Below are 25,433 nucleotides of genomic sequence, written 5' to 3' on the forward strand. Positions count from 1 at the left end.
CGATGAACTGTTGGCCGTCCGCGCTTCTCCTGGCAGCGACGGCGCTCGCCGTGCCGGCACTCGGCGGCATCGTCAGGCCGGCTTTCGTGCTCGGCTGCGCGGTCGCCGGCTGGTTCGCGTGGCGTCGCAGCCCCGCAGCCCACGTGCAGTCGGCGATCCTGATGTTCGCCTTCGCTCCCTTCGTGCGCCGCCTGGTCGACATCTCCGCGGGATTCGATTCATCCGGCATCATGCTGAGCGGCCCGCTGCTGTTCATCATCGCACCAGTTCCAAGTCTGGTGCTCTCGCCCTCGGACAAGGACAGGCCGGGCAATCCATGGCTCGTGGCGCCCCTCATCGTCCTCGCCTGCATCGTTTATGGCGGCGCGCTGTCGATATTCCAAAACGACTGGTTCAACGCCGCCAATGGCGGAATGAAATGGGCCGCGCCCGTGCTCTATGCGATCGCCCTGCAGCAGCGGTCGCGATCCGACGGCGCCCTGCTCGATGCAATCACGCGCGTCTTCCTGCTGGTGCTGCCGGTCACCGGCCTCTACGGCATCTGGCAATATGTCGATCCGCAAGGCTGGGATCGGTTCTGGATGGTGAATGCCAGCATCACCTCGGCCGGCTATCCGCTGCCCTACATGGTCCGCGTGTTCAGCACGATGAACGGCCCCGCCAGCTACGCGACCTTCACGGCCACCGGCCTGCTGCTGGTGGGCTTCCTGCGCCCGGGATGGCTGTCGATGGCGGCGATGGCGCCCGCAGCACTCGGCCTGTTGCTGTCGCTCTATCGTACCAGCTGGATCACGCTCGCGGTGGGCGTGCTGTTCTGCATGCTGCTCCCCGCGACGCGGCGTCGCGCCGTATCGATCACGGTCGGACTGGTCGGCGCGGTGATCGTCACAGTCATGTTCACGCCGTTCGCGGAGGTCATCACCTCCCGTCTGGAATCGCTCGGCAGCGTGTCGCAGGACAGCAGCGGCAGCGAGCGGCTGGATGAGTTCGTCACGCTGTGGAATGCGCCGAACAGCATGGTCCTGGGATCGGGCTTCACCATCACCGACGTCGGCGTCGCCGGCGCGATGCCGATCGACGGGCAGATCATCGCAAGCTGGGTGACGATGGGCATTCCGGTCGGACTGATCTGCCTCGCGGCCTATGTCTGGGTCGGGCTCGCCGCCACCGGAGCCGCGTGGCGGATGCCGACGCGCGAGGGCGCCGTGCTCGGGGCGCTCGCCATCAGTGCGCTCTTGGTTCAGCTGCCGCTGACCAGCATCTCCTCCGGCGAGGTTTCGGCGCTGTTCTGGATGCTCGTCGCGATGGCCTGTCCGCTCGACCAGACGGCCGGCGCAGCACGGCGCACCGTCGCCGCGCGGCAGCATCAGGCCGGCGCCTGATCGGACGTTGCAACGCGCGGCGTGATCGCCGCGGTCTGCGGCTTGCGGGAGGCCGGCGATGCGAGCCCAAAGACGGCCAGCAGATTGAGCCGCCGCAGGATGGCATGCGCGATCAAAGGAAGCACCACGCCGGCCGCCGTTCCGGCCAGCAGGTAGACCCATGGCAATGGCGGGATGTGCAGCTTCAGCATGATGATCCGCACGCCCGAGCCGGCAAGGATGTGCAGCACATAGATCGTCATCGACGCGACGCCCGCGGCCGCAAGCCAGCGATGGCGCGTTGGCGCGAGCAGCTTGCAGAGCCCGACCGTGCCGGCGATCCCGAGCACACAGGCCGGCAGGGAGGCGAGCCCGTTGGCGTCCATGCCGGACAGCTGGCCGCCCAGCGCCACTGCGGCCGCAAACGCAATCCCGATCACGACCGGAGAGGACCAGCCGAACGGCCGCCATTCCGCCACCACGCGGGTGCCGTAGACGCCCGCAACGTAGAACGGCAGATGATGCAGGGTGAGTGCGAGGTCAGGCCGGATCGGCAGCGCGAGGAACACACCAAGCCCGGCCAGCGCGAGCGGGATCAAAACCGTCCGCGACGGAACCAGCACCGCGAACACATGGCAGATCATCAGCGCGTAGAGGAACCAGAACTGTGCGATCGGACGATACCATATCGCGGCGAGATCTCCGGGATGGATCGGGATGTTGGCATCCCGCGCCAGCAGCATCGTGATCCCGCCTTGGATCAACGACCACAGCACGTAGGGATAGGCGATGGTCCAGAGCTTGGAGGTGAGGAAGGAACGCGCGCCGCGCCGCAAGCTGTGCTGCACGTTCAAGCCGGCCAGGAAGAAGAACAGCGGCATGTGGAACGTATAGAGCGTGTAGTCCATCCAGCGCGCGACGGCTCCATCCGGGAAGATGCCCGGGCGCACGAGACCGCCAAGCACATGACCGTACACCACCAGGATGACGCCAAGGCCACGCGCGAAATCGATCCACGCCGTGCGCGCGGTGTCAGCCGTTGCCCTCTGCGTTCCAGCGTCCATGCCCGACATGTCCTGCTTCTGTCGCGCAGCCCGCGTCCAGTCCGCGATGCTGCGAAGTCAGCGCGCCCCAAGTCATATCGCAGCCGGCTTTGCAACGCCGTCGGCGCCTGCAAGGACATCGGGGGTATTCTCGCGTTAGTCTTAACCAACCGATAAGCCTCTGCCGGATGGCTGCACCTCCGCCGGGGATCGCGACCGAAGCCAGGCACGAGGTGGAGACGCTCGCCATCCCGCCCGGCCGGTGGGTACGCTGCCGCCTGCGGCGGCTGCTTTGCCCACCCTACCGCTGGATCCGGAACGTCAGCGACCGACGAAGCCGCGGCGCGCCAACCCTGCGAGGGCCCCGCGCAGGCGGGCGCGGCCGGTGATGACGCCGCAAGAGGAGCTGAACAGGCGGACGACCAACTGGCGCCGCTGCGCCTCGGTCGGGTGCATGCGGAGGTGCATCGTCGTCCTGGAAACATCGCTCACCGAGGCCTCGATCCATCCGAGGCCGTCGAGATGCACCGGCAGCAGCGCCCCTGGCCGCATCGTTCCGCGGCCGCGCGACCGGGCCACGCGTGCCGACGACAGAGACAGCGCCTCGATCTTGCACGGCACGACCTCGCCGTTCTGCGCCAGCCAGCCCGCCTCGTCGCTCGGAAACAGGTCCTCGCCGCGCGGCAGCTCGAAGCAGACGAGAAACGCGATGAAGGCGATCAGCATCGCGATGCCGGCCCATAACAGATTGAAGTAGTCGATCGACGAGATCTCGCTGGCTGCGTTCGGCGACACGAACGCCCAGACGATGGCCGCCGCCGAGCTCGCGGCGATCGCGCCGAAAACCGCGGCGAGCTTGCCGTGGACGCGCGGCTTGGAGCGGTCGCCGCCCTTGTCGGTCACCTTGAAGGGGCGGCCGAACGGCCGGACCAGCGCGCTGAGCAAGGTGGCAGTGACGGCAAAGCAGGTCACTGCATGGGTCGCTTCCATGAACAGCGGCAGGGTCTTGGAACGCGAGATCCAGCCCATGTAGATGATCGTCCCGAGCAGCGCCGGCACGCCGTAGCGCAGGAACGACAGATAGTCGGCCTCGAATGCCGGCAGCCCGGCGAACCAGTAGATCGGCGGCGCGATCAGAAGCAGCACCATGAACGGCTTGCAGGCCCAGTTGAGCACGCCATGCAGGAAGTGCCAGCGCTGGGTGAAGCTGTAGCCGCGGCTGTGCAGCGGTCCATCGCGCAAGAGCGCGACCTGGATCGTGCCGAGGCACCAGCGGGCGCGCTGGGTGATGTATTCGGGCACGCCTTCCGCCGAGAGGCCGAAGCTGAGCGGCTCGTTCAGCCAGACCGTGCGATGGCCGCGCTTGAGCAGCGTGTAGGTGAGGTTGAGATCCTCGGAGATCGCCGCATGCGGGAAGCCGCCGATCTCCATCAGCCGCTCGCGACGCACGACGAAGGAGGTGCCGACACAGAACGCGCAGCCCCAGGCATCCTTGGCCGGCTGGAACACGTCGAAGAAGAAGCGCTGGTCGTCGACCCAATGGCCTGATGACAGCAGATTGTGCTGGATCGGATCGGGGTTGTAGTAGAACTGCGGCGTCTGCACGACGGCGATGTCGGGCTCGGACAGCAGCAGGCCGACCGTGCGCTGGAGGAAGTCACGGCGCGGGGCGAAGTCGGCATCGAGCACCAGGATCACCGGCGCGTTCGACAGCTGCGCCGTCGCCGCAAGCGCGTTGTTGAGATTGCCGGCCTTGGCGCCCTTGTTGTCGGGCCGCGTCAGATGGCGCGCGCCGACCTCGTCGCAGAACGCGCGGAGCCGATCACGCCGGGTGTCGTCGAGCACCCAGACGGTCTTGTTGGGATGGTCGAGCGCGAGCGCGGCCAGGATCGAGCGCTCGACAATCTCCATGGGCTCGTCATAGGTGCAGATGAAGACGTCCACGGCCGGCTGCTCGCCCCGTGCGGCCAGCGCGCGCTGCGCGGCGTCGGCCTGTCCCGAGCGGTCGACGCTGCGGGTCAGAATCAGGATCGACATCAGCGTGTAGGAGATCGCCACGATCTCGAGCGTGATGAACAGCCGCGGCCACAGCGCCTGCAGGGTCAGGTCGAACGCCGGCAGCGTGTCGTGCCAGCGCCATAGCGTGTAGATCAGGAGGAACGACGCTGCGGTACCGCCGAACAGCAGGCGGTCGCGCCGGCGCGTCGGATCGAGCAGGCGAGCCATCACGAGGAGCCCGAGCAGGACTCCGAGATCGGTGGTCAACACCGAGGCGTCATTGCTGGGGAGCGGAAACATCAGGGCACCCTTGCGCCGGTGAAAGGATTCCAGCCGGTCTCGGCGAGCACGGCCCAGGCAGTGGCACCGAGATGCGGACGCTTGTAATAGAAGAAGTCCTGGATGGTGGTCGCGCCCGTCGGATCGATCGACAGCCCCGTGGTGAGGCGCGCGTTGCGCGTCGCGTTCAGAAGTCCCGTTGCCGTGCGGTCGTCACGCAATCCTGCAAGCAGCCGCTGGCCGGCGGCGGCATCTCCGACCATGCGATAGGCCAGCGCCGCCTGCGCCGTGCCCTCGACCCAGACGCCGTCGCGATCGCCGTTGAAATCGAAGCCGCCCTCGACGGCGAGATGGGTTTCGGCAAAGCGCAGCGCCCTGCGCCAGTCGGGCGCATCCGTCACCGCCATCCACGGCCAGAGCTGGACGTCGAGCGCGAGCAGATTGTCGTCGGCGAGGCGGCCGTCGGGCTTGGTGCCGAGCAGGAAGTGATCGCCGCGGAACGTGCGATCGAGCAGCCGGCGCGCCGTCTGCGCGGCATCCCGATAGCGCGGCTCCGATGTGATACGAGAGAGCCAGGAGGCCACGGCGTAGACATCGGCATTGTGCTCGGTCGACATCCAGCTGAGGCGCACCTGCTGCGGATCGTAACCGTGATAACCGCCGCTGAAGCCGTCCGCGCCGTTCGTTGCGTTGGCCATGATCCAGTCCATCAGGCGCCGCGCGCCGGACAAGTAGTCCTCCTCACCGGTCGCCTGATGCAGCGTCAGCAGCGCCAACGCTGCCCAGGCAACGTTGCCGGTCGCGGTGCCGTCCTGCGCGGCGTCCTCGCCCCAGATCTTCTTGTGGTCGTCCCACCAGCCCGGCAGCAGCGCCGCGCCGGGGCCGACAGGACCGGCGCGATAGGCGTTACGCAGGCGGCCATCGCCGAAGCTGCGATCATGAGCGCCGGCATGCACCAGCGCGTTGCCGATCACGCGGCCCTCGTCGACGCGACCGCATGCGACCAGCGCGATGGCGGCCAGGGCGTTGTCATAGGTGAACGCCGTCGTCGAAAGGCCGAGCGGCAGCCCCTCCTCGTCGGCACCCGGCTCGTAGCTGCGGATGAACGCCGCGTCACGGCCGGCGAGGCCGGGCTCGACGGCCTGCATCAGTCCCGCACACAGCGACGTCTCGGCGCGCATCGGCGATGCTCCGCCGAGCAGAGCGATCACCGCCACCGTCATGGAGAGAAGCCTCATTGTGCCGAGACCGCGCGCGCTGTCGGCAACCACTGCTCGTCGATGACCGGCTGCTGCGCCGGGTGCGACCGCAAGGCAGAGTCGAGCTTGCTGACGCCGGCGCGGCGCGTCGCTTCGCCCGGCTCAGACGGGTCCAGATCGGTCAGCGACGCAACGAGGTGGCCGAGCCGGCGCCATGTCACCGACATCGACGGCACGATGCCATTGTCGCGCGTCACGGTGACCCACTGCCCCACCGTGCAGGCCGGCGTCGCCGCGGAGGTCGGCTGCGCAGCCGGCTTTTCGTCGGCAGCGTCAGGCGTGATCATGACGTAGAGCTCGCGCCGCTCGGTCTGCGGAAATGGCACGGCAAAGCGCTCGTCGACCTTGTCGCTCGTCTTCGGCAGCACGGCGCTGACGATGCCGCTATGGAAGCCGCCGCCATCGATGCGCACCTTGGTGCCCGGCTTCATCGCTTCGCCCTGGCGATAGGAGAAGATCGCGACCACGAAGCGCTTGTCACAATCGACCACCGAGGCGATCGTATCGCCGGCGCTGACGTGGCGTCCGGTGTCGGCGCCCACCGCCAGCACCTTGCCGGGACCGGGCGAGAGCACGTCCGCGGCAGCGAGCCGCGCCAGCCGCGCGCGCTCGGACTTGATCAGGCCCTCGAGATCCTCGAGCACGGCGGCCTGCTGCTTCTCCTCGATCTCCATCCGCCTTGCATCGAGATCGATGTCACGGCGCTTCTGACTGAGCATGTTCAGCGCGACCAGATCCTCGCCGACATAGACGCCGGCGTCGAGCGCCTCCAGCTGCGCCAGCTTCTGGTTCAGCTTGGCAGTCTGCGCATCGGTGTCGTGCAGCGCCGCCGCATATTGCTGCTCGGTCGGCTTCAGCATCTCGACGCTGGCGGCATCGCGCGCGACCATGCGGTTCTGGCGGTCGACGATGGCCTTCTTTTCGCTGCTCTGCGCGTTCGACTGCGCGACGCGGGCACGCAGCTCCTCGATCTGGGACTGCAACTGCGCCTTCAACTGACCGGCCTGGCTCGCGATCTCCTGATCGAGCGAGCTGACATAAGCGACATCAGACTGATGCTTGGCACGCGTGGCGTCGAGCTTCTGACGCGCGTCGCCCGCCTTTTCTTCCAGCGAGATGAGCGTGGTGCGGTCGAGCCGCGGATTGGTGATCTCTGCGAGGCGGTCGCCGGACCGAACCTCGCCACCCGGCTTGGCCGTGAGCGAATCGACCTGGCCCGCGATCGGGGACGTCAGCAGCATCACCGGCGCATCGACCACGGCGCGATCGGACTGGTCGGCCACGATCGGCGGCACCACCGCGGTCAGCATCAGCGCCGAGAGGATGCCGGCCACGCCGAGCGCCGACACCCTGAGGATCACGGGATGGCGCGGCGGACGGGTTGCGGTCTTCGGAGCGGCGGGACGTTGCGCGGGGGCTGGCTTGAAACCGTCATCGAAGCGATCGGTCATCGGGTCTCTTTCGGTTTGGGGTGACACGCCCCGAAAGACGCTTCCTCAGCTGATCCGGAGTTCCAGGCTCCGGTCTCGATGGCTCAACCCAAAACCGGATCGCGGGCACATCGTTTCACGCCGCGCCCGATCTCCGCGCTCACCTCCGGTCACGTTATGTTGCAGTGCGATGGCGCGGTTTCCGCTTGCGCGCCACACTCAATCCTCATTCGCCTTGAAGCGGCCGAGTCCCTTCAAGATGAACGGCGCGATCAGCGCAATCAGCGCAACCACCAGAAGCGTTGCAGAGATCGGCGACTGCAGCAGGGTCATGGGATCCCCGAGGCTGATCGCGAGCGCCCGCCGCAACTGGCTCTCGGCGATCGGCCCGAGGATGAGCCCGACAACGACCGGCGCAATCGGGAAATCGAACCGGCGCATCAGGAAGCCGAGCACGCCGAAGCCGGCCAGCATCGACAGTTCCACGACCGACGGCTTTGCCGCGATCGTGCCCATGGTCGCGAACACGAGGATGCCAGCATAGAGCCAGGGTGTCGGGATCGCGAGCAGCTTCACCCACAGCCCGACCAGCGGCAGGTTGAGGACGAGCAGCATCGTGTTGGCGATGAACAGGCTCGCGATCAGGCCCCAGACCAGATCGGGCCGCTCGGCAAACAGCAGCGGTCCCGGATTGAGGCCATATTGCTGGAAGCCCGCGAGCATCATCGCGGCGGTCGCCGAGGTCGGCAGGCCGAGGGTCAGCAGCGGCACCAGGGTGCCCGCGGCCGAGGCGTTGTTGGCGGCCTCAGGGCCGGCGACGCCTTCGATCGCGCCCTTGCCGAACTGGTCAGGATATTTGGTCAGCCGCCGCTCGGCCGAATAGGACAGGAAGGTGGGAATCTCGGCGCCGCCCGCCGGCAGCGCGCCGATCGGAAAGCCGAACAGCGTGCCGCGCAGCCACGGCTTCCACGACCGCTTCCAGTCCTCGCGCGTCATCCACAGCGAGCCCTTGATGGCCTCGATCTTCTCCTCGCTATGGTGACGGCGCGAGGCGACGTAGAGCGCCTCGCCGACTGCGAACAGGCCGACCGCCAACGTCGTCACCTCGACACCGTCGAGCAGTTCCGGCACGCCGAAGGCGAGCCGCGCCTGCCCCGTCAGCTTGTCGATGCCGATGAGACCGAGCGTCAGCCCGATGAACAGGCTGGTGAGGCCACGGATCGGTGAATCGCCGAAGGTCGCGGACACCGTGACGAAGGCGACGCACATCAGCGCGAAGTAGTCCTCCGGACCGAAGCGCACGGCGATGTCGACGAGGTAAGGCGACAGGAAGGCGAGACCGATGGTGGCGATGGTGCCGGCGACGAAGGAGCCGATCGCCGAGGTCGCCAGCGCCGGGCCGCCGCGGCCGGACTTGGCCATCTTGTTGCCCTCGAGCGCGGTCGCCATCGAGGCGCTCTCGCCTGGCGTGTTGATCAGGATCGCGGTGGTCGATCCGCCATACATGCCGCCATAATAGATGCCGGCGAACATGATCAGCGAACCGCCGGGATCGAGCTTGTAGGTGACCGGCAGCAGCAGGGCGACCGTGAGCGCCGGCCCGATGCCCGGCAGCACCCCGACGGCGGTGCCGAGGAACACGCCGACCAGCGCATAGAGCAGGTTCATGGGCTGGACGGCGATCGCCATCCCATGCGCGAGCGCGGCAAAGGTGTCCATCAGAGCAGTCTTTCGAGCGGACCGGCGGGAAGGCTCAGGGTGAGGAGACGGTCGAAGGCGAGATAGATCACGGTCGTCAGCACGGCGCCGATGACGAGATCGGTGACGAAGGCGCGCCGGCCGAACGCGGCCGACGTCGTCACGAACAGCGTCGTCGTCGCCAGGATGAAGCCGCCACCGAAGCCGATGATCGCGATCAAGAGCGCAAGGCCGGCGAGGATCAGCAGCACCGCGACCGGATCGGAGCTCTCGCGCGGCGGCAGCTTGCCTCTCACGGCATCGATCAGATTGGCCAGTGCAAGAATGCCGAGCCCGATCGCGATCACGACCGGCATGACCTGCGGGCCCATGCCGTACATCGTGGTCGCCGGGATCTGATTGGCGTCGTAGACCAGCACGAGCGCAACGGCCGCGAGCAGCGCCGCAATGACGATGCCGGCCTTGTCGACGCCTCCCGAGGCGGGTGTCTCGGCGCCGGCGCGCTCCGTCGTCATGACTTGACGAGGCCGACCGACTTCAACACGTCGGTGACACGGACGTTCTCCTTTTTCAGGAAGTCGGCGAACGCATCCCCCGGAAGATAGGCGTCGTCCCAGCCCTTCTGCTTCAGGATCTCCTTCCAGGCATCCGACTTCACCATCTTTTCGACGGCGTCGCTGAGCACCTTCTTCTGCTCCGGCGTGATGCCGGGCGGCGCGACCACCGAGCGCCAATTCGCGAGCACGAGGTCGATGCCCTGCTCCTTGAAGGTCGGGATGTCGACCCCGGGAATGCGCTTCTCCGAGGACACGCCGATCGCGCGCAGCTTGCCGCTCTTGATCTGCCCGTCATACTCCGACAGGCCGGAAATGCCCGCCGTGACCTTGCCGCCGAGGATCGCCGCCAGCGACTCGCCGCCGCCCGAGAACGGGATGTAGTTGACCTTCTTGGCGTCGGCGCCGACGGCGCCGGCGAACAGCGCCGCCATCACGTGATCGACGCCGCCGGCCGAGCCGCCGGCGAAGGTGACCTTGGCGATATCGGCCTTCAGCGCCGCGGCGAGGTCCTGCGCCGTCTTGATCGGCGAGTTGGCCGGCACGACGATGACCTGGATCTCCTCGGTCAGCCGCGCGATCGGCGTCACCTGCTCCAGCGTCACCGGCGACTTGTTCATGGCGAGCGCGCCGACCATCACGAAGCCGTTCACCATCAGCTGGTTGCCGTCGCCCTTGGCGCCGGTGACGAACTGCGCGATGCCGACGGTGCCGCCGGCGCCGGCGACGTTGGTCACCTGGACGCTGCGCGCCACGCCCGACGCCACGAAGGCCTGCTGCATGGCCCGCGCGGTCTGGTCCCAGCCGCCGCCGGGCGCGGCCGGCGCCATCACCTTCAGTTCCAATTGCTGGGCAGAGACCGGTGCACCGGCCAGGAACGTCAACGCAACAGCTGCGCCGAACAGGCGCGCACAGAATGACTTCAAGGACCCCTCCACGGCCGCCCCGGCGGCTCACGTTTCTCTATCCGCGTCTCAACCCCGATCATGCGGCACCAAGACGCGCACGGCTGCACGATCGACTGCGCACGGACCGGTCAGATCAGCTCTTGGATTCTCGAGACACAGCAAAAGCTTACAGGCCCAAAGGGGGCATTCAAGGCGCTACCCTGCGACAGGATGGCGCACCCCCTTTACGCGAGGCACTTTGCCGCTCAGTGACCTGGAGGGCTCAGCCGCAAGTCCAGACCATTCCCACCGGCGTCCGCGTCCAGCACGGGCCGAAGCTGCCGCCATTGTAATGGCCGCGATAGAAGCCGGGCTGGCCGAAATAATGCCACTCGCCGTTGTAGAGCATGTATTTCGGGGTGCCGTCGATGTACCAGTGGCGGCGGCTGCCGCGCGGCGGGCCGTTGCGCATCGCTTCCTTGTCCGCGTACAGCGGGAGGCTGTTGTTCGGCGGCTGCTTATAGCCCGGCAGGAAGCCATAGCCCTGCCAGCGATGAGCCTTGCGCTTGTGCGACGGAGCGGCCGTCGCAAGCGCGGGCACCAGCAGCAGAAGCATCACAAGCGAAACGATGAAACGATGCGGCATGGCGGCAGCCCGATGAAGAGGAGGTCGCGAATCTTCAGTCCGATTGCGGCACGGCAACGGCCGCAGCGTCATGAAATGTTTCAGCGATGCCGCCGGTGCTTGCCGCGCGGCGGCGGTGCCGGCGGCGCGTAGAATGGATTGAGGTCGCACATCGCCGCGCGGCCGGACGCCGTGGCGCGGCATTGCGGCAGCGACGTGTAGCTGCAGTCGATCCACTCGCCACCGCCAAACCGGCCGCCTTCATAGACCTTCATGCACACGGGATAGCGCGGATCGTAGGCCTGGGCATGAGCCGGCGCCGATATGGCCGAGCCCACCATCAAAGCGACCGCGACAGCGCTGCAGGTCAGGACACGCATTCGGGGACCTCCGGAAGGGGTCTCGTCGGCCCAAGCCGATTCCCGAGACCGTGTTGCATCTGCTCTGTATCGCCGGCGCGGGCCGCTCGCAATGACGCCATTACAACAGGTCGGCCTGCTCTCCGCCGCGGAAACCCATCGCCAGCACGTAGCGCTCCGACGAATCCTGCCGGCTCGCGGCCGGCTTGACGTGGCGGACGCTGGCGTAATCGCGCTTGAGCTGCGCCATCAAGTCGGCATCGGCGCCGCTCTGGAACGTCTTGGCGAGAAAGCTGCCGCCCGGCTTGAGCACCTCGCTGGCGAAATGCGCGGCAAGTTCGACGAGACCGACGATGCGCAGCTGGTCGGTCTTGCGATGGCCGGTGGTGTTGGCCGCCATGTCCGACATCACCACGTCGGCACGCCCGCCGAGCATGGCGCGGAGCTTTTCCGGCGCATCCTGGGCATGGAAGTCGAGCTGGGTGAAGGTGACGCCGGGGATCTCGCCCATCTCCAGCAGATCGATCGCGATCACCTTGCCCTTCCCGGCTTCGGCCCCGACCCGACGCGCCGCGATCTGGCTCCAGCCACCGGGCGCGGCGCCGAGATCGACCACCGTCATGCCGGGCTTCAGCAAATGATACTTGTCGTCGATCTCGAGCAGCTTGTAGGCCGCGCGCGAGCGGTAGCCGTCGCGCTTGGCCTTCATGACATAAGGATCGTTGAGCTGGCGCTCCAGCCAGAGTTTCGAGGACAGCTTGCGCTTGCCCCCGGTCTTGACCTGCACATGCATGCGGCCAGTGGTGTCTTTTGCCATCTTGATCTCTGAGGTCATTCCGGGACCGCCCGTCAGGGCGGGACCCGGAATCCAGAAGTTGCGGAGCGAGATTCCGGGTTCGCGCCAAACGAAAGCAGCTTCGCTGCTTTCGTCCGACCGCACCGGAATGACGTCGTCAATTCTTGCTACGCCGTCCTGAGCGCGCCGTCCTCGCGCATCATCTCGACCAGCATGCCCTCGCGCAGGCCGCGATCGGCGACGCGCAGCCGCGGCAGCGGAAACGCCAGGCGAATCGCGTCGAGAATGGCGCAGCCCGCCAGCACGAGGTCGGCGCGGTCGATGCTGATGCAGTTGTTCTCGGCGCGCTCCTGGTAGCTCATCGCCAGCAGCTTGGCGATCGTCGTCGTGATGTCGGCATCGTTGATCCAGATGCCGTCGACCCGGCGCCGATCGTAGCGCGCGAGGTTCAGATGAATGCCGCCGAGCGTCGTCACGGTGCCGGAGGTGCCGAGCAGATGCATGCCGGAGAGGTCGCCGCCATTCTCGGCCGCGAACGGCCCGACATGCTCGGCCACGGCCTCGACCATGGCGGCATAGATCTCCGGCGTCACGTCGCGACCGCCGAAGCGTTCGGCCAAGGTCACGACGCCGAGCGGGATCGACATCCAGGCCTTGATGCGCGGCTCGGCGTTGCGGTCGGCCGGATCGCGCTCGATCCTGACCAGCTCGCTGGAGCCGCCGCCGATATCGAACAGGATGGCCCCGCGCCCGCCCGGATCGAGCAGCGGCGCGCAGCCCTTGACGGCCAGCGTCGCCTCGGTCTCACGGTCGATCACCTCGAGCTCGATGCCGGTCTCGGCCACCACCCGGCTGCGGAACCCGTCGGCATTGGCGGCGGCGCGGCAGGCCTCGGTCGCGATCAGGCGCAGGCGGCTGGCCTTCTTGGATTGGATCTTGTCCCGGCAGATGCTGAGGGCGGCGATGGCCCGATCCATCGCCGCATCGCTGATACAGCCGGTGGTCGAGATGCCCTCGCCCAGCCGGACGATGCGCGAGAACGAGTCGACCACGCGGAAGCTGTCGCCCGAAGGACAGGCGATCAGGAGCCGGCAATTGTTGGTTCCGAGGTCCAGGGCCGCGTAGACGCTGCTGCCATTGCTGGCGCAGGAAGGCGTCGCGACGTCCAGACCCGGACGCAAGCCGGGCTCCAGGTTCCCGCGCGGCGTGGGACTCTCCCGCAGCCGCGTGTCATTGATCATTCAAATGTCTTTCCGCTGGCCGGACCGGCCCAGATGGAAGTTCTCTTTCGCTAGACATTATCAGTGGATAGCGCCGGCGCAACAGCCCCTCCGTCAGGCGTGATGCACCATTCCTAATCAACCGTTGTCCGGTCGCGGGCGCTGCACTATCTGGGAACAGCCCGCATTTGCGACCAATCCAGCCCGTTGGGTCCTCATCCATGCAAGATCACACCTCCCCGGCCTCCCTCGAAAACGCGATCGCGCTGCAGAAATTCGGCGTCGGGCAGCCGGTCCGGCGCAAGGAGGACGACACGCTGGTGCGCGGCCACGGCAAATATACCGACGATTTCAACCTGCCCGGCCAGGCCCATGCCTGGATCGTGCGCTCCAGCCATGCCCACGGCATCATCAAGGGCATTGATACCGCGACCGCAAAGGCGATGCCCGGCGTGCTCGGGGTGTGGACCGGCGCCGACCTCGCGGCGGCCGCCTATGGCCCGTTCACCTGCGGCCTGCCGCTGAAGGGCCGGGACGGCTCACCGCTGCTGCAGACCAATCGCCCGGCGCTGGCGACCGACAAGGTGCGCTTCGTCGGCGACCCCGTCGCCTTCGTCGTGGCGGAAACCGCCGCGCAGGCCCGCGATGCGGCCGAGGCGGTCGAGCTCGATATCGAGCCCCTGCCCGCGGTCACCAATGCCGAGGAAGCCGCCAGGCCCGGCGCGCCGCTTCTCTACGACCACATCCCGAACAACGTCGCCCTCGACTACCACTATGGCGACACCGCCAAGATCGAGGAGGCCTTCGCCAAGGCGGCGCACGTCACCAAGCTCGACATCGTCAACACCCGCGTCGCCGTGGTGTCGATGGAGCCGCGCGTTGCGCTGGCGGCCTTCGACGGCAAGACCGAGCGCTTCACCTTGCAAGTGCCGACCCAGGGCGTCTCCGGCAACAAGGCAACGCTCGCCAAGATCCTCAACGTCGCGCCGGACAAGGTCCGCATCCTCACCACCAATGTCGGCGGCTCCTTCGGGATGAAGAACGTCTCCTATCCCGAATATGTCTGCATCCTGCATGCGGCCAAGGCGCTGGGCCGTCCGGTGAAGTGGCGCGACGAGCGTACCACCGCCTTCCTGTCCGACAGCCAGGGCCGCGACCAGATCATCCATGGCGAGCTGGCGCTCGACGCCGACGGCAAGTTCCTCGCTGTCAGGCTGTCCGGCTACGGCAATCTCGGCGCCTACATCATGGGCGTGGCGCCGCTGCCGCTGTCGCTCAACACCGGCAAGAACCTCGCCAGCGTCTACAAGACGCCGCTGCTCGGCGTCGACATCAAGACGGTGCTGACCAACGTCACCCTGATGGGCGCCTATCGCGGCGCCGGCCGGCCCGAGGCGAACTACTTCATGGAGCGGCTGATCGATACCGCCGCGCGCGAGATGGGCATCGACCGCCTCACCATCCGCAAGCGCAACTTCATCAAGCCGAGCCAGATGCCGTTCCCGGCGGCGTCCGGAGTCACCTATGATTCCGGCGACTTCGCCGCGGTGTTCGAGAAGGCGCTGGAGGTCTCGGACTACGCCGGCTTTGCCAGGCGCAAGCGCGAGAGCCGCAAGAACGGCAAGCTGCGCGGCATCGCGGTCGGCTCGTATCTCGAGGTGACCGCGCCGCCGTCGGGCGAGCTCGGCAAGATCACCTTCGACGCCGATGGCGGCGTGACGCTGACCACCGGCACGCTCGATTACGGCCAGGGTCACGCGACCCCGTTCTCGCAGGTGCTGTCGGCGCAGCTCGGCGTGCCCTTCGAGAAGATCCGGCTGGAGCAGAGCGATTCCGACCTCGTTCGCTTCGGCAACGGCACCGGCGGCTCGCGCTCGATCACCGCGACCGGCCAGGCGATCGTCGAGTCCTCGCAGCTCGTCATCGCCAAGGGCAAGCAGGCGGCGGCGCATCTGCTCGAGGCCTCGGAAGCCGATATCGAGTTCGCGGGCGGCCAGTTCACCATCGCCGGCACCGACCGCAGCATCGACATCATGGAGCTGGCGCGGCGCATGCGCGAGGGCAAGATGCCCGAGGGCGTGCCGGCCTCGCTCGACGTCGACCACAATTCGACCGCGACCGAGTCGACGTTTCCGAACGGCTGCCATGTCTGCGAGGTCGAGATCGAGCCCGACACCGGCGTCGCGCAGATCGTCGCCTACACCGCGATCAACGACTTCGGCACGGTGATCAACCCGATGATCGTCGCCGGCCAGCTCCATGGCGGCGTCGCGCAGGGCATCGGCCAGGCGCTGATGGAGCACCTGCGTTACGACGAGAGCGGCCAGCCGATCACGGGATCGCTGATGGACTACGCGCTGCCGCGCGCCTCCGACGTGCCGATGATGACGGTCGACAACCATCCGGTGCCGGCGAAGTCCAACCCGTTGGGCACCAAGGGCTGCGGCGAAGCCGGCTGCGCCGGCTCGATGGCATCCGTGATCAACGCGGTGATCGACGCACTGTCCGACTACGGCGTGAAGCATCTCGATATGCCGCTGACCACCGAGAAGCTCTGGCGCGCAATCCAGGACGGCAAGGCGAGGACCGCGGCGTAGAACCGTCGTCTTCGGCGCATCGCCGTCGCTTTTGCCTGATCAAGCCCGGCCCGAACGGCCGGGCTTTCGTTTGCGCAGATGGCAGAGGATCCGTTCGCACGGCGACGTTGCCGCGCGCCGGTCTCACGCTCCCTCCATACGCGATCGCCCTGCCCGCAGCGGGGGATGCCAGTCGCGATCACCGCAGCAGGCGTGCGGAAAAATCGCTGAATTGCGGCAGAACCGATGAAGTCATCCGGTTATTTTCGCCGGGATTCGTCCCTGAGTTCCATCCCTTTCGACTATCGCGAGCGTCCCGATCTTCCTTAGGTTGCTGCAACGCCGGTTGGCATCTTCAACACACGCCGGACGCCGGTGCCACGCCAAACGACGCACGACTGCGTCACGCGGTGGATGTCGGCTCAAACGAGGGAGAATGACGAGATGGCTTTCCCGACGTCGGTCAACGACCAGATCACCGATTCCGTCACCCAGGCGAATACCAAGGTGCTCGGAGATGCGCCCGCGATTGCGATGGGCAACCTCTATCAGGCCACGGCGCAGGCGCTCGCCAATGCGGCTCACAACGCGACCAATGCGCAGCAGCAGAGCTACGTGACCACGCAGGCCGCCACCACCATGGGCGTCGCCACGCTCTACTCGCTCGACACCGCCACCACCGGCGTCGCGACGGCCGACATCCTCAACACCGGCGTCAAGGGCCTGACGAGCTGACGCGCACGTCCCGTTCGACCACCCACCTGCTGAAATGACCTCCACCTGAAAGGATCGAGCCATGGCATTTCCGACCTCAGTCAACAATCAGATCACCGATTCCGTCACCCAGGCGAACACCAAGGTGCTCGGCGACGCGCCGGCGATCGCGATGGGCAACCTGTTCCAGGCAACCGCGCAGGCGCTCGCGAACGCTGCGCACAATGCCACCAATTCGCAGCAGCAGAGCTATGTGACCGCGCAGGCGGCAACGACCATGGGCGTCGCCACGCTCTACTCGCTCGACACCGCCTCCACCGGCGTCGCCACCAAGGACATCCTGTCGTCCTGACCAGGCCCGAGCGCGGGATCGGGACACTCCCCGATCTTGGCCCTCGCCTCATGATCCCAGGGAGCTGGTGAGATGGCATTTCCCACGGCAGTCAACAGTCAGATCACGGACTCCGTGACCCAGAGCAACGTCCAGGTCCTCGGTACGGCACCTGCGATCGCAATGGGCAACCTGTATCAGGCGACGGCGCAGGCGCTGGCGAATGCCGCGCACAACGCCACCCTGGCGCAGCAACAGATGTACGTCACTGCGCAGGCAGCGACGACGGCAGGCGTCGCGCTGCTCTACTCACTCGACACGGCGTCGACCGGACTGGCGACGTCGACCATCCTGAAGAGCTAGGCACCATCCGCGCGTGATGCCCGGCTGATCGAGAGACGACCACACGCCAACAGCACTCGCAAAGGAGAGACATCATGGCATTCCCCACCGCCGTCAACAGTCAGATCACCGACTCCATCAGCCAGGTGAACACCAAGGTGCTCGGCGACGCGCCGGCCGTCGCGATGGGCAACCTGTTCATCGCCACCAGCCAGGCGCTGTCCAACGCGGCCCACAACGCGACCAACAACCAGCAGCAGTCCTACGTGACGATGCAGGCCTCGACCACGCAGGGCATCTCCACCCTGCTGACCCTCGATACCGGCACGACCGGCATCGCCACCGAAAAGGTGCTCGGCCTGGTGTAGCGGTCCGTCCACCGACGGTGCCACCCGGCTAGCCGCAGGCTTGCGTCCGGCCAAGGGAGCCGTTCGTCGTGCCAGCCGCCTCCGCATCGTTGACGGCCGTGGTCGACGGCAACGTCGTCAATGTCGGGCTCGCCCCATCGGTCGCCATGGGCATGACCTATGTGGCGATGGCCGACAGCCTCGGGCTCGCCATGGCGAACGCCGCGGCCAATCAGCAACGTGGCCAGGTCCTGGCCGGCGCGGCGCTCGCGCAGGTCCTGGCGATGATCATTGCGCAAGGGAGTTCGTGACATGAGCGATCCGGGTACGGTCAACGGCCAGATCATCGACTCGACGACCGGCGTGGTCACGCTTCTGACCGGTCAGTCTCCGTCGCAGGCCTTCGGACTGCTCGACGCCGTGATGGTCGAGACGCTCGGCATGGCCATGCACAATGCGATCGGGCGGCAGCAGGGCGCGAGCGTGATCGGCTCGGCGGCAGTGACCGCGGCGTGCGCCAAGATGCTGTCGGTGCCGCTTCCCATTGCACCGCCGCCCGCGCCGAAGCCCCCGCCGCCCGCCGTCGATCCGCTCCCCGGACCGCCGCCCAATCCGTCGCCGAGCGCAGCCGTCGCCGCCGCCTTTGCCGAAGCGGAAAGCGCGGTGACCGCGCTGAAACTGCAGGCCAGCTCGGCCTCCAGCCTGGCGCAGACCGCGCAGGCAGATCTCAACCAGATCGTCACCGACGCCGGCGGCACGACGCCCTCGACGCCGCCAAACCCGAGCAGCTCGATCGCGACCGCCTATGCGGATGCGGCGAGCGCGATCGACACGCTGAAGGCCCAGGCCGCGACCGCGAATGGCCTGGCGCAGACCGCGGAGAGCGACCTCAACAAGCTGATCACCGAGGCCGGCGGCACCCCGCCCGCTCCTCCGAAGACCTGACCAGATCCTGAGCCGAAGACCCGACGACGAGACCGCCATGATCCGGGGCGCCGCAACCAGCACCGGCCGCAGCCTTCGGATCGGTTGAGGATACGCAGATGCCCAGCAATGTCGACGCCCAGATCATCGACGTGATCAACCAGGTCCAGAAGGCGACCATGGCGCCGCAGGTCGTACTCACCAGCGGCGCCGGCAAGGCCTATCAGTCGGTGGCGCAATCGGCGGCCATCGCCATCCAGGACGCGGCCGATGCGCTGCGCAACGTCTCGACCATCGCGACCACGGCCTCCGGCGTCGCCATGGCGCAGTTGCTGGCGACCGGCGAGCCGAAATACGCCGAAGCGCTGGTGACGGCGCAGAGCATGATGAAATCGGCGACCGACGACTTTGCCCAGATCGGCGCGGCCGCTTCCACGATCCTCAAGAACTTCCCGTCGGGGTGATGTGTCATGTCGGTGACGGTCGCAAACAGGCTGATCCAAGGCCGTGGCGGCCTCTCCGAGATCGGCGCGGTGGTTCTGGCGTTCATCGACGGCGGCGTGCAGTGGCTCGAATGGGCGGTGCGGGCGCCCACGGCGAGCTACAGCTTCCCCGACGAAACCAGCATGATGGCCGAAATCCAGGACGGGCTGCACGGCTCGCCGCTGGCGCTGCTGCCCGGTCTGGGCCTGCAGGTCAGCCCGGTCAAGCTCCTGACCTTCAATCTCGGTGACCTGCGCGCGATCGCCAAGGCGGAGACCGGCGCGCAGGACGCCGCGACGGCGAGCCAGACCGAGAGCATCCTCAACGCCCACGGCATCCATGCGCAGTCGGATCTCGCAGCGGTCCCGGCCCTGCTCTCGCAGTTTGGCGTGGCCACGTCGCCGCTGTTCCAGTGTCTTGGCCTCAACGAGACGATCGCGCTGTGGGAGCTGATCGCGCTGCCGCAGCCGCAGGACGGCGAGCCCGACATCCGCAACGACGCGGCCGCCTTCGCCGTGCAGCAGGCCCGCACGCCCGAGGAGTTCTGCGACTACTACCGCATCTACATGGCGCTGACGGCCAAGCTGAAGACCGCCGCCAGCTCTGCCGAGCAACGCCTGTCCCAGGCCAATGGCGCGGTTCAGACGCTGCTGCCGATGATGTTCGGCGCGCTCGACTGTCCGCAGGTGCGGGGCCTGGTGCCCCCGCACGAGGTCGCCGCGGCCGTCAACAACTGGCTGCGGCAGGGACGGCGGCTCGGTTTCGCCCGGCTGTCGGAGGGCGTCTGCCGCATCATCGAGAGCACGACATTCACGCAGGAGACCGGCGCGGCGGCCCAGCAGGTCGTCACGCTGTATCTCGCCAATGCGCAGTCGTTCCTCTCGGCCAATCATCCGAAGACCGGCCGGATCAGCCAGGACGGACGCTCCTGCATCCTGCCGACGCAATCCGGCAATCTCTACGCCGAGCTCTACCTCGGCGCCGACGGCGACATCACCTTGCGCCAATTCAGGCGGATCGCGCCGCCCGCCGAAAAGAGTTGAGTCCGACACCCCATGAGGCAGGCATCATGAGCGAGCAGCCCCCGTCCCAGACCTCTCCGCCGGAGAACGAGCCCGACATCCTGCTCGACAATCCCTATGCCAGCCCGATGTTGCCTGAAGCATTCATCGAGCAGATCGAGGAGCAGTCGGCGGCTCAGTCGGCGCGCGATACCGAAGTCGAAGCCGAGCTGATCGAGAGCGCCACCGACGAGGTCGTGTCGATCGAGGAGCATCTGGGCGAGATGGACGAGGCTGTGATCGAGGTGGACGAGCAGGTCGCCAGTCCCCTCTCCTCGCACTCCATCCACCAGATCGAGCATCGCCTGCTGGAGGCCTCCCGCGCGATCGCCGCGGCCCAGCAGGCGTTCAACGAAGCGGTTGGTCGCACGGCGGCCTCGATGGAGCGCAAGATGGCCGCGGCGCAGGCCGCCATGCTGTCACGCCGGGCGCAGGTCGAACCGCTGCAGCCGCCGGCGGACTACGCGCCGCCCACGGTCGAGACGGCCGAGCAGGCCGTCGCGGCCTCGGTCGTCGCCACGCGCCAGGCCACCAACTTCACCGATCGTCAGCTCGCGGCGATGGCCGCCACCGGCCGCGCCATCATCGCCGAGGCCCAGCAGGCGGCCGAGCAGAGCGTCATCGCAGCCGAACGCTCGATCACCGCCGCGCTGGCGGCGAGCCAGCCACAGAAGACGGCGGCTTCCGCCTGACGCCACGCAAACCACCTCGCTGCGGCTGCGGGTGATCCGACCTGCTGTGTCAGCGATACTCCCGAAGCGGTCGTAAGAACACCGCCTCCGGCACCGCCTATCACGCGGAAGGATCCAATCCGATGTGCTGCATCATCTTCGATCTCGCCAGCACCGGTGGCCTGGACACCCTCGCCTCGCCGGGTGCCGGCCTCCCTGGCGCGCTGCCCCAAGGCATGGGAACCCAAGGCGGCCTCTACGTGATCGTCAACGTTCCCACCAACAACAGATACATCGGGAAAGCCGGCAATCTGGCGGACCGCTTCGATGGTCGAATGCTCACCGTGAACGAGTTCGGACTGAGCACCAACAATCTCAGGGGCGTCGGCGCGTTCTGGGGTGTCGCTTACGCCTTCAACACGCCGCAACCTCCGTCGCCGCCACTGCCAGTCTTCAAGGTCGAGGCCGGCATCACCTACAACGCCCAAACGAACGATGGCCGCCTCGCCAACCTCCTCTTGCCCGGCCAATTCGCTCCGGGAACTCCACAATATGCTTTCGCCAGCGCGCTGCAGATGAACACGATGGAAACCTGCAGGGTCGCCGATCCCATCTATTCCCTTAAAGATCCAACGGTCTACATCGATTCAACGACAGTCGACGTCGAACAACTACTCATTCGATTCTTCAAGATGGCGATCGGCAGCGGCGGAACTCTCACAAACAAGCAAAAAAGTCTGAATGCGTTCGTGAATTCAACCGGCAACAGCATGATCGTTGCTGTGTCGTGGGGCGCATGCCAAGCGCTCGGATTCCCGACCAGCGGCTTCACGATCATCACGATCGCCAACGGAAGCGCGCTTTGACGATCGCCGCGGGACTACCGTCCCGCCGCAGCGCGCGGGCCGTGCCGATCGACCCCGAGCGTAACGCCAACGGCAAAACGGTGAACATCAGAACTGATTCCCATTCGATTGCGCCGGGGGATGCGAGGCTTGCAGGCATACGGTGCTCACATCAAACAAAGAGAAGAGGACGATCAGGATGCCAAAAGGCGACGAACCAACGATCTTCGTGACCAAGGACGACAGGCAAGTCGTCATCGCGTCAGGAGGCGAGCAGATCAGCCCCAACAGCTACGGCTTCGAGATCGAATTCTGCAGCCACAACAGCTGGGTGTTCCAATTCACTCACGTTGAAGCAGCCGACATCGAATTGACGGTTGGAGACTCGCCGGAAGCAAAAGCCGTCTGGACGATCGAGACCGATTCGGACAACGTCTTCGAACTCACGACGGGCAAGACGTGGTTTTCGACCGTCGCGGACGCCTACCTTGCCAAAGACCGACTTGCTGAATATCTCGTCGCTTCTGTATCCGGGACATCGACGCAAAAATATGTGACTTTCCTGCAATGGAAGGCGGCGCTCGCAAGCGAGGCCTTCGATACCCTCGTCAAGAATTTCTTTGGCAAAGCGCTGAAAAAAGCCGAGGCGAAGAATCGCAGCTCCACTCAAGTTCTTGTTCAACTGAACGAAAACAACATTGACGATACGACTAATGTCGGCGCGGCCCTATGGACGTTCGCCAAGAACGAGGGAAGCCCCCAAGATCCACAACCGTGGAACGATTACCTCAACAACATCCTCCTTGGGCGCAGCCAGAAAGACCCAAAAGAAGGCTTTTCTTCGCAGGTCAACATGCCCATGACCTTGCAAGGTTATTTTTTATACCAAATGGCGTGGAAACTACCTCGTGAAAATCTGCGCTTCAGCAAGGGCGTGGTACGGCCATCCTGGATCTGGTTGAACGTCATGGCCGAAGTCTATAGCGGATACATGTCATCGCTTACAAAGATCTATAAGGACGTCGGTCAGATTGATCCGGCGAAAGTTCCAGTCGAACTGAACATGACTATTGCAGAACTCAAGAAGTCCGCGTTTGTTTTCCTTGTTACGAACAAGGTGGTATGCGGTGCAATGGGCGCTCTGAGCGAGATGAATCAGCTCAAGCTCCAGGAAATCGCATACGCCGAAAAATCGACGTTGATCTTTCGGGATCCATACCCCTTTGAGGAACAGATCAATTCATATCAAGTGGACCAATTCCCGGGCTGGTGGCGCTGGTTGCCATTTCATAGCTACCTGAAGGATTTAACGGCACTCTGGTTTAAAGCTGCGCTGCTGGATGTGATCAGCAAGGAAGACTTTGATCGCACGTTTTACGGCAAACTCGGCGAAGTTCTCTTGTCGGGAGAAACGGCTGCGATTTGGCTGGACGCACTCGCAAAGTTTCAACGCGAGTACATAGAGAAGGCCGGAAAGAAACCTTACTCACGGCTCGCGACGTACGACGTCAAATCTCTCTGTAAAGCGATCAACATGGTGGAGAAAGCGCTGGGCGCAATGCTCCTGAACGCGAGCAATCCATCCACCGATCTTGCTTTCAATCTGCCGCCGCCAAATGCGCGCCCGTTTCTTGACTATTCCAGAGCACCGAAGTGGGAAGGACGCTACGACACCATGTGGTCTTCGATCAAACTACCGGGGTCCTCGCCGTCGACCGGTGATTGGACGTACCTCGTTGAGCATCGCCGGCATTAGGCGACGGAGAATGCCTTGGGTGGAAATGCGTCTTTTTCATACCAACCCTCGGCGGCGCTTACATGTTTCCAAAGCCTCTGTGAAAGAGGACAACCGCCCCCCTCACTCCGCCGCCATGCGCCGGTACTCGCGCGGGGTGCGGCCGACCTGACGGCGGAAGTATTTCTCGAAATGGCTGAGATCGGCGAAGCCGACCTGTAGCGCCACATCGGTGATCGGCTGCCGCGCATTCGTTGCCAGCAACTCCTTGGCTTTCTCGACCCGAATGCGCGACAGCATTGCCTTGCACGAGGTCTGCAGGCTGTGACGAAACAGGAAGCTCAGATGCGACTGGCTGACATGGGCCTGGCGTGCCAGGCTGCCGAGCCGGATCGGCTCGGCATAGTGATCGACGAGATACAGAAGTGCCCGGCGCAGATTGGGATGCAGGCGCGACAGCGCCGTGATGTCCTTGTTGAGCACGTGGCGAATCCAATCATCCGCTTCCGCCCCGATTTCCGGCCTCGCGGACGCTTGCTCGCGAACGGCTTCGGCCGGCGGCTTCGCCGCCGGCAACGCCGGTGACGGTGCCGCCGACGTCACCGTCACGCGCTCGGCCCGCGCGTGGAGAGCCGGGAAATAGCGCCTGATGTCCTCGGCACGGATCCTCGCACGTCCGGTCATGACCGCGAGCCGGGCGACCACGCGCTCGACCTCGAACGCGTTCTCCGGCCACGGATAGCTGCGGCACAGATCGAGCATCTCGGCGCTGATCTTGTCTTCGGCGCGATGACCATGTCCCTCGAGCGCAGCGATGACGAGCGGCTCGATGTCGTCGCAGCGCTCGCGCAGCGGCGGCACGCTGACGGGCAGAAAGTCGAGCTCGGCCAGCAATTGGCGCGAGAAGGAGCGCTCGGCCACCATGCGCGGCAGATCGCCGCCGGCCGAGGCGATCACGCGCACGCGCGTCGTGTTCGACACGTCCAGCCATTGTCCCAGGCGAGAATGCATGTGCTGCGGCAATTCGTTCTGCAGACCGGGCGCCAGCATGTCGATGTCGCTGAAGAACAGCGTGCCGCCCTCGGCCTGCCGAAACCAGTCCTGCGGCGCCCCCCGCGGCTGCGCGCAATTGACCTGCACGAACGGCAGATCGCGGCGCGGCCCGCAGCAATGGATCGCGGCGGCCAGATACGGCGTCTCGGTCCCGAACTCGCCCTGCAACAGGCACGGCAGATCGCTGTGCGACGCCTTCTCGACGAAGATCTCGAGATTTCGGACCGCCTCGCTCACACCCACCAACAGCAGCGAGCGGCCCAGGCGCTGCCGTGCCCACTCGCAGACCTCGTGGCGCTTGATCACGAAGGCGAGCTGGCGCGCGCAATCCGCCAGCGCGTCGGACAGGTCCGGCCCGCCCCGCCGCCCCTCCCAGGCCAACGTCAAACGGCCGATCCCGACGTCGGCATAGACCAGCGGCGCCGTCACGGATGGCGTCGGTTCGAGCCGCCATTCCGGCGCACGCCGCGGCTCGCGCTCGGCGGTGGCCGCAACACCGCCGTCTCTTTCGCTGAGCCAGTCCTGCACGGTTTCCGATCCGGATCGGGACAGGACGATGCGGCCGAGATCGGCGACGGCAATCTCCACAGTCGCCGCCCGCGACAGCTCCGCCAGACGCTGTGCATAGCTTGCCAGGAAATCGACGACGTTGAGATACGGCCGGCTCATCCTGGACAGATCGCGCCAGGCCTGATCGCCGCCGTCGAGTCCCCGCTGGTCTTTCATGACCCGGCTCAGCGCACGGACGCGTTGTGTCGATGATCCAACATGGCGGGCACGTTACCGCGGCTCCGACGCCGCTTCCGACCGAAGCGGCCGGCCCGATCTGCCCACCTTGTGCA

The 25,433-nt window shown here is 66.1% G+C and carries 25 protein-coding genes; 13 read left to right on the forward strand and 12 right to left on the reverse strand.

Annotated elements, in window-relative coordinates:
* Positions 1 to 2 precede the first annotated feature (2 nt).
* Entirely contained in the window at positions 3 to 1,382 is a 1,380-nt protein-coding gene (locus ACQR1F_RS28450) for an O-antigen ligase domain-containing protein (RefSeq protein WP_434914278.1), read from the forward strand.
* On the opposite strand, the gene ACQR1F_RS28455 is transcribed toward ACQR1F_RS28450, so the two are convergent.
* The 11 genes from ACQR1F_RS28455 to ACQR1F_RS28505 all read right to left on the reverse strand — a co-directional run bounded on the left by ACQR1F_RS28455 (position 1,367) and on the right by ACQR1F_RS28505 (position 13,530).
* Positions 1,367 to 2,425: an acyltransferase family protein gene (locus ACQR1F_RS28455; protein ID WP_434914279.1), complete on the reverse strand. Its 1,059-nt coding sequence runs from the start codon at positions 2,423 to 2,425 to the stop codon at positions 1,367 to 1,369. The genes ACQR1F_RS28450 and ACQR1F_RS28455 overlap by 16 nt on opposite strands.
* A 300-nt stretch (positions 2,426 to 2,725) precedes the next feature.
* Positions 2,726 to 4,702 carry a glycosyltransferase family 2 protein gene (locus ACQR1F_RS28460; RefSeq protein ID WP_434914280.1) on the reverse strand — a complete coding sequence of 659 codons (1,977 nt, stop codon included), beginning with the start codon at positions 4,700 to 4,702 and terminating at the stop codon, positions 2,726 to 2,728.
* Positions 4,702 to 5,919 (reverse strand): hypothetical protein, encoded by a 1,218-nt coding sequence (locus ACQR1F_RS28465; RefSeq protein WP_434914281.1) that lies wholly within the window; start codon positions 5,917 to 5,919, stop codon positions 4,702 to 4,704. The genes ACQR1F_RS28460 and ACQR1F_RS28465 overlap by 1 nt, the downstream gene beginning before the upstream one ends.
* Positions 5,916 to 7,391, reverse strand: a complete 1,476-nt coding sequence (locus ACQR1F_RS28470; RefSeq protein WP_434914282.1) for an HlyD family secretion protein — start codon at positions 7,389 to 7,391, stop codon at positions 5,916 to 5,918. Before ACQR1F_RS28470 ends, ACQR1F_RS28465 begins: the two co-directional genes overlap by 4 nt.
* Before the next feature lie 198 nt (positions 7,392 to 7,589).
* Positions 7,590 to 9,089: a tripartite tricarboxylate transporter permease gene (locus ACQR1F_RS28475; RefSeq protein ID WP_315805044.1), complete on the reverse strand. Its 1,500-nt coding sequence runs from the start codon at positions 9,087 to 9,089 to the stop codon at positions 7,590 to 7,592.
* Positions 9,089 to 9,583, reverse strand: a complete 495-nt coding sequence (locus tag ACQR1F_RS28480; protein ID WP_315805045.1) for a tripartite tricarboxylate transporter TctB family protein — start codon at positions 9,581 to 9,583, stop codon at positions 9,089 to 9,091. The genes ACQR1F_RS28475 and ACQR1F_RS28480 overlap by 1 nt, the downstream gene beginning before the upstream one ends.
* On the reverse strand, positions 9,580 to 10,548 hold the full coding sequence (locus ACQR1F_RS28485) for a Bug family tripartite tricarboxylate transporter substrate binding protein (protein WP_434839024.1): 969 nt from the start codon (positions 10,546 to 10,548) through the stop codon (positions 9,580 to 9,582). Before ACQR1F_RS28485 ends, ACQR1F_RS28480 begins: the two co-directional genes overlap by 4 nt.
* 244 nt (positions 10,549 to 10,792) lie before the next feature.
* The gene (locus tag ACQR1F_RS28490; RefSeq protein WP_316182646.1) at positions 10,793 to 11,155 is read right to left on the reverse strand and encodes a hypothetical protein; all 363 of its coding nucleotides are present in this window, start codon (positions 11,153 to 11,155) and stop codon (positions 10,793 to 10,795) included.
* Positions 11,156 to 11,235: 80 nt separating this feature from the next.
* Positions 11,236 to 11,514, reverse strand: coding sequence for a DUF3551 domain-containing protein (locus tag ACQR1F_RS28495; protein ID WP_315805047.1), 279 nt, complete (start codon positions 11,512 to 11,514; stop codon positions 11,236 to 11,238).
* A 100-nt stretch (positions 11,515 to 11,614) separates the two neighbouring features.
* Entirely contained in the window at positions 11,615 to 12,310 is a 696-nt protein-coding gene (locus tag ACQR1F_RS28500; protein ID WP_316182643.1) for an RlmE family RNA methyltransferase, read from the reverse strand.
* Positions 12,311 to 12,456: 146 nt separating this feature from the next.
* Entirely contained in the window at positions 12,457 to 13,530 is a 1,074-nt protein-coding gene (locus ACQR1F_RS28505) for a Ppx/GppA phosphatase family protein (RefSeq protein ID WP_316182641.1), read from the reverse strand.
* A gap of 200 nt (positions 13,531 to 13,730) precedes the next feature.
* On the opposite strand from ACQR1F_RS28505, the gene ACQR1F_RS28510 reads away from it, so the two are divergent.
* The 12 genes from ACQR1F_RS28510 (at position 13,731) to ACQR1F_RS28565 (ending at position 23,559) form a co-directional block, all read left to right on the forward strand.
* On the forward strand, positions 13,731 to 16,106 hold the full coding sequence (locus ACQR1F_RS28510) for a xanthine dehydrogenase family protein molybdopterin-binding subunit (protein ID WP_316239136.1): 2,376 nt from the start codon (positions 13,731 to 13,733) through the stop codon (positions 16,104 to 16,106).
* A 423-nt stretch (positions 16,107 to 16,529) separates the two neighbouring features.
* Positions 16,530 to 16,820, forward strand: coding sequence for a RebB family R body protein (locus tag ACQR1F_RS28515; protein ID WP_315805051.1), 291 nt, complete (start codon positions 16,530 to 16,532; stop codon positions 16,818 to 16,820).
* 61 nt (positions 16,821 to 16,881) lie between these two features.
* Positions 16,882 to 17,151: a RebB family R body protein gene (locus tag ACQR1F_RS28520; RefSeq protein ID WP_315805052.1), complete on the forward strand. Its 270-nt coding sequence runs from the start codon at positions 16,882 to 16,884 to the stop codon at positions 17,149 to 17,151.
* A gap of 72 nt (positions 17,152 to 17,223) precedes the next feature.
* Positions 17,224 to 17,493 carry a RebB family R body protein gene (locus ACQR1F_RS28525; RefSeq protein ID WP_172108194.1) on the forward strand — a complete coding sequence of 90 codons (270 nt, stop codon included), beginning with the start codon at positions 17,224 to 17,226 and terminating at the stop codon, positions 17,491 to 17,493.
* A gap of 74 nt (positions 17,494 to 17,567) precedes the next feature.
* On the forward strand, positions 17,568 to 17,840 hold the full coding sequence (locus ACQR1F_RS28530) for a RebB family R body protein (RefSeq protein ID WP_172108192.1): 273 nt from the start codon (positions 17,568 to 17,570) through the stop codon (positions 17,838 to 17,840).
* 68 nt (positions 17,841 to 17,908) lie between these two features.
* Complete coding sequence (locus ACQR1F_RS28535; protein WP_315805053.1) at positions 17,909 to 18,130, forward strand: RebB family R body protein; 222 nt, start codon at positions 17,909 to 17,911, stop codon at positions 18,128 to 18,130.
* A gap of 1 nt (position 18,131) precedes the next feature.
* Positions 18,132 to 18,764 (forward strand): RebB family R body protein, encoded by a 633-nt coding sequence (locus ACQR1F_RS28540; protein WP_434914283.1) that lies wholly within the window; start codon positions 18,132 to 18,134, stop codon positions 18,762 to 18,764.
* Between the two features lie 98 nt (positions 18,765 to 18,862).
* On the forward strand, positions 18,863 to 19,207 hold the full coding sequence (locus tag ACQR1F_RS28545; protein ID WP_315805055.1) for a hypothetical protein: 345 nt from the start codon (positions 18,863 to 18,865) through the stop codon (positions 19,205 to 19,207).
* 6 nt (positions 19,208 to 19,213) lie between these two features.
* Positions 19,214 to 20,269, forward strand: coding sequence for a hypothetical protein (locus tag ACQR1F_RS28550; protein ID WP_316216324.1), 1,056 nt, complete (start codon positions 19,214 to 19,216; stop codon positions 20,267 to 20,269).
* 26 nt (positions 20,270 to 20,295) lie between these two features.
* Complete coding sequence (locus ACQR1F_RS28555; RefSeq protein ID WP_434884410.1) at positions 20,296 to 20,979, forward strand: hypothetical protein; 684 nt, start codon at positions 20,296 to 20,298, stop codon at positions 20,977 to 20,979.
* A 122-nt stretch (positions 20,980 to 21,101) separates the two neighbouring features.
* A complete protein-coding gene (locus ACQR1F_RS28560) occupies positions 21,102 to 21,824 on the forward strand; it encodes a hypothetical protein (RefSeq protein ID WP_434839022.1) in 723 nt (240 codons plus the stop codon).
* Between the two features lie 178 nt (positions 21,825 to 22,002).
* Entirely contained in the window at positions 22,003 to 23,559 is a 1,557-nt protein-coding gene (locus tag ACQR1F_RS28565; protein WP_434914284.1) for a hypothetical protein, read from the forward strand.
* Between the two features lie 102 nt (positions 23,560 to 23,661).
* Here ACQR1F_RS28565 and ACQR1F_RS28570 read toward each other — a convergent pair whose 3' ends face one another.
* Entirely contained in the window at positions 23,662 to 25,317 is a 1,656-nt protein-coding gene (locus tag ACQR1F_RS28570; RefSeq protein ID WP_315805060.1) for a helix-turn-helix domain-containing protein, read from the reverse strand.
* Positions 25,318 to 25,433 lie beyond the last annotated feature (116 nt).

Source organism: Bradyrhizobium sp. HKCCYLS3013 (genome assembly GCF_051167615.1).
Lineage (GTDB): Bacteria > Pseudomonadota > Alphaproteobacteria > Rhizobiales > Xanthobacteraceae > Bradyrhizobium.

Bases quoted from the DNA above. Each gene is read 5' to 3' on its own strand.
- ACQR1F_RS28450 (WP_434914278.1), top strand. From the start codon at position 3: ATGAACTGTTGGCCGTCCGCGCTTCTCCTGGCAGCGACGGCGCTCGCC.
- ACQR1F_RS28455 (WP_434914279.1), bottom strand. From the start codon at position 2,425: ATGGACGCTGGAACGCAGAGGGCAACGGCTGACACCGCGCGCACGGCG.
- ACQR1F_RS28460 (WP_434914280.1), bottom strand. From the start codon at position 4,702: ATGTTTCCGCTCCCCAGCAATGACGCCTCGGTGTTGACCACCGATCTC.
- ACQR1F_RS28465 (WP_434914281.1), bottom strand. From the start codon at position 5,919: ATGAGGCTTCTCTCCATGACGGTGGCGGTGATCGCTCTGCTCGGCGGA.
- ACQR1F_RS28470 (WP_434914282.1), bottom strand. From the start codon at position 7,391: ATGACCGATCGCTTCGATGACGGTTTCAAGCCAGCCCCCGCGCAACGT.
- ACQR1F_RS28475 (WP_315805044.1), bottom strand. From the start codon at position 9,089: ATGGACACCTTTGCCGCGCTCGCGCATGGGATGGCGATCGCCGTCCAG.
- ACQR1F_RS28480 (WP_315805045.1), bottom strand. From the start codon at position 9,583: ATGACGACGGAGCGCGCCGGCGCCGAGACACCCGCCTCGGGAGGCGTC.
- ACQR1F_RS28490 (WP_316182646.1), bottom strand. From the start codon at position 11,155: ATGCCGCATCGTTTCATCGTTTCGCTTGTGATGCTTCTGCTGCTGGTG.
- ACQR1F_RS28495 (WP_315805047.1), bottom strand. From the start codon at position 11,514: ATGCGTGTCCTGACCTGCAGCGCTGTCGCGGTCGCTTTGATGGTGGGC.
- ACQR1F_RS28500 (WP_316182643.1), bottom strand. From the start codon at position 12,310: ATGGCAAAAGACACCACTGGCCGCATGCATGTGCAGGTCAAGACCGGG.
- ACQR1F_RS28505 (WP_316182641.1), bottom strand. From the start codon at position 13,530: ATGATCAATGACACGCGGCTGCGGGAGAGTCCCACGCCGCGCGGGAAC.
- ACQR1F_RS28510 (WP_316239136.1), top strand. From the start codon at position 13,731: ATGCAAGATCACACCTCCCCGGCCTCCCTCGAAAACGCGATCGCGCTG.
- ACQR1F_RS28515 (WP_315805051.1), top strand. From the start codon at position 16,530: ATGGCTTTCCCGACGTCGGTCAACGACCAGATCACCGATTCCGTCACC.
- ACQR1F_RS28520 (WP_315805052.1), top strand. From the start codon at position 16,882: ATGGCATTTCCGACCTCAGTCAACAATCAGATCACCGATTCCGTCACC.
- ACQR1F_RS28525 (WP_172108194.1), top strand. From the start codon at position 17,224: ATGGCATTTCCCACGGCAGTCAACAGTCAGATCACGGACTCCGTGACC.
- ACQR1F_RS28530 (WP_172108192.1), top strand. From the start codon at position 17,568: ATGGCATTCCCCACCGCCGTCAACAGTCAGATCACCGACTCCATCAGC.
- ACQR1F_RS28540 (WP_434914283.1), top strand. From the start codon at position 18,132: ATGAGCGATCCGGGTACGGTCAACGGCCAGATCATCGACTCGACGACC.
- ACQR1F_RS28545 (WP_315805055.1), top strand. From the start codon at position 18,863: ATGCCCAGCAATGTCGACGCCCAGATCATCGACGTGATCAACCAGGTC.
- ACQR1F_RS28550 (WP_316216324.1), top strand. From the start codon at position 19,214: ATGTCGGTGACGGTCGCAAACAGGCTGATCCAAGGCCGTGGCGGCCTC.
- ACQR1F_RS28555 (WP_434884410.1), top strand. From the start codon at position 20,296: ATGAGCGAGCAGCCCCCGTCCCAGACCTCTCCGCCGGAGAACGAGCCC.
- ACQR1F_RS28560 (WP_434839022.1), top strand. From the start codon at position 21,102: ATGTGCTGCATCATCTTCGATCTCGCCAGCACCGGTGGCCTGGACACC.
- ACQR1F_RS28565 (WP_434914284.1), top strand. From the start codon at position 22,003: ATGCCAAAAGGCGACGAACCAACGATCTTCGTGACCAAGGACGACAGG.
- ACQR1F_RS28570 (WP_315805060.1), bottom strand. From the start codon at position 25,317: ATGAAAGACCAGCGGGGACTCGACGGCGGCGATCAGGCCTGGCGCGAT.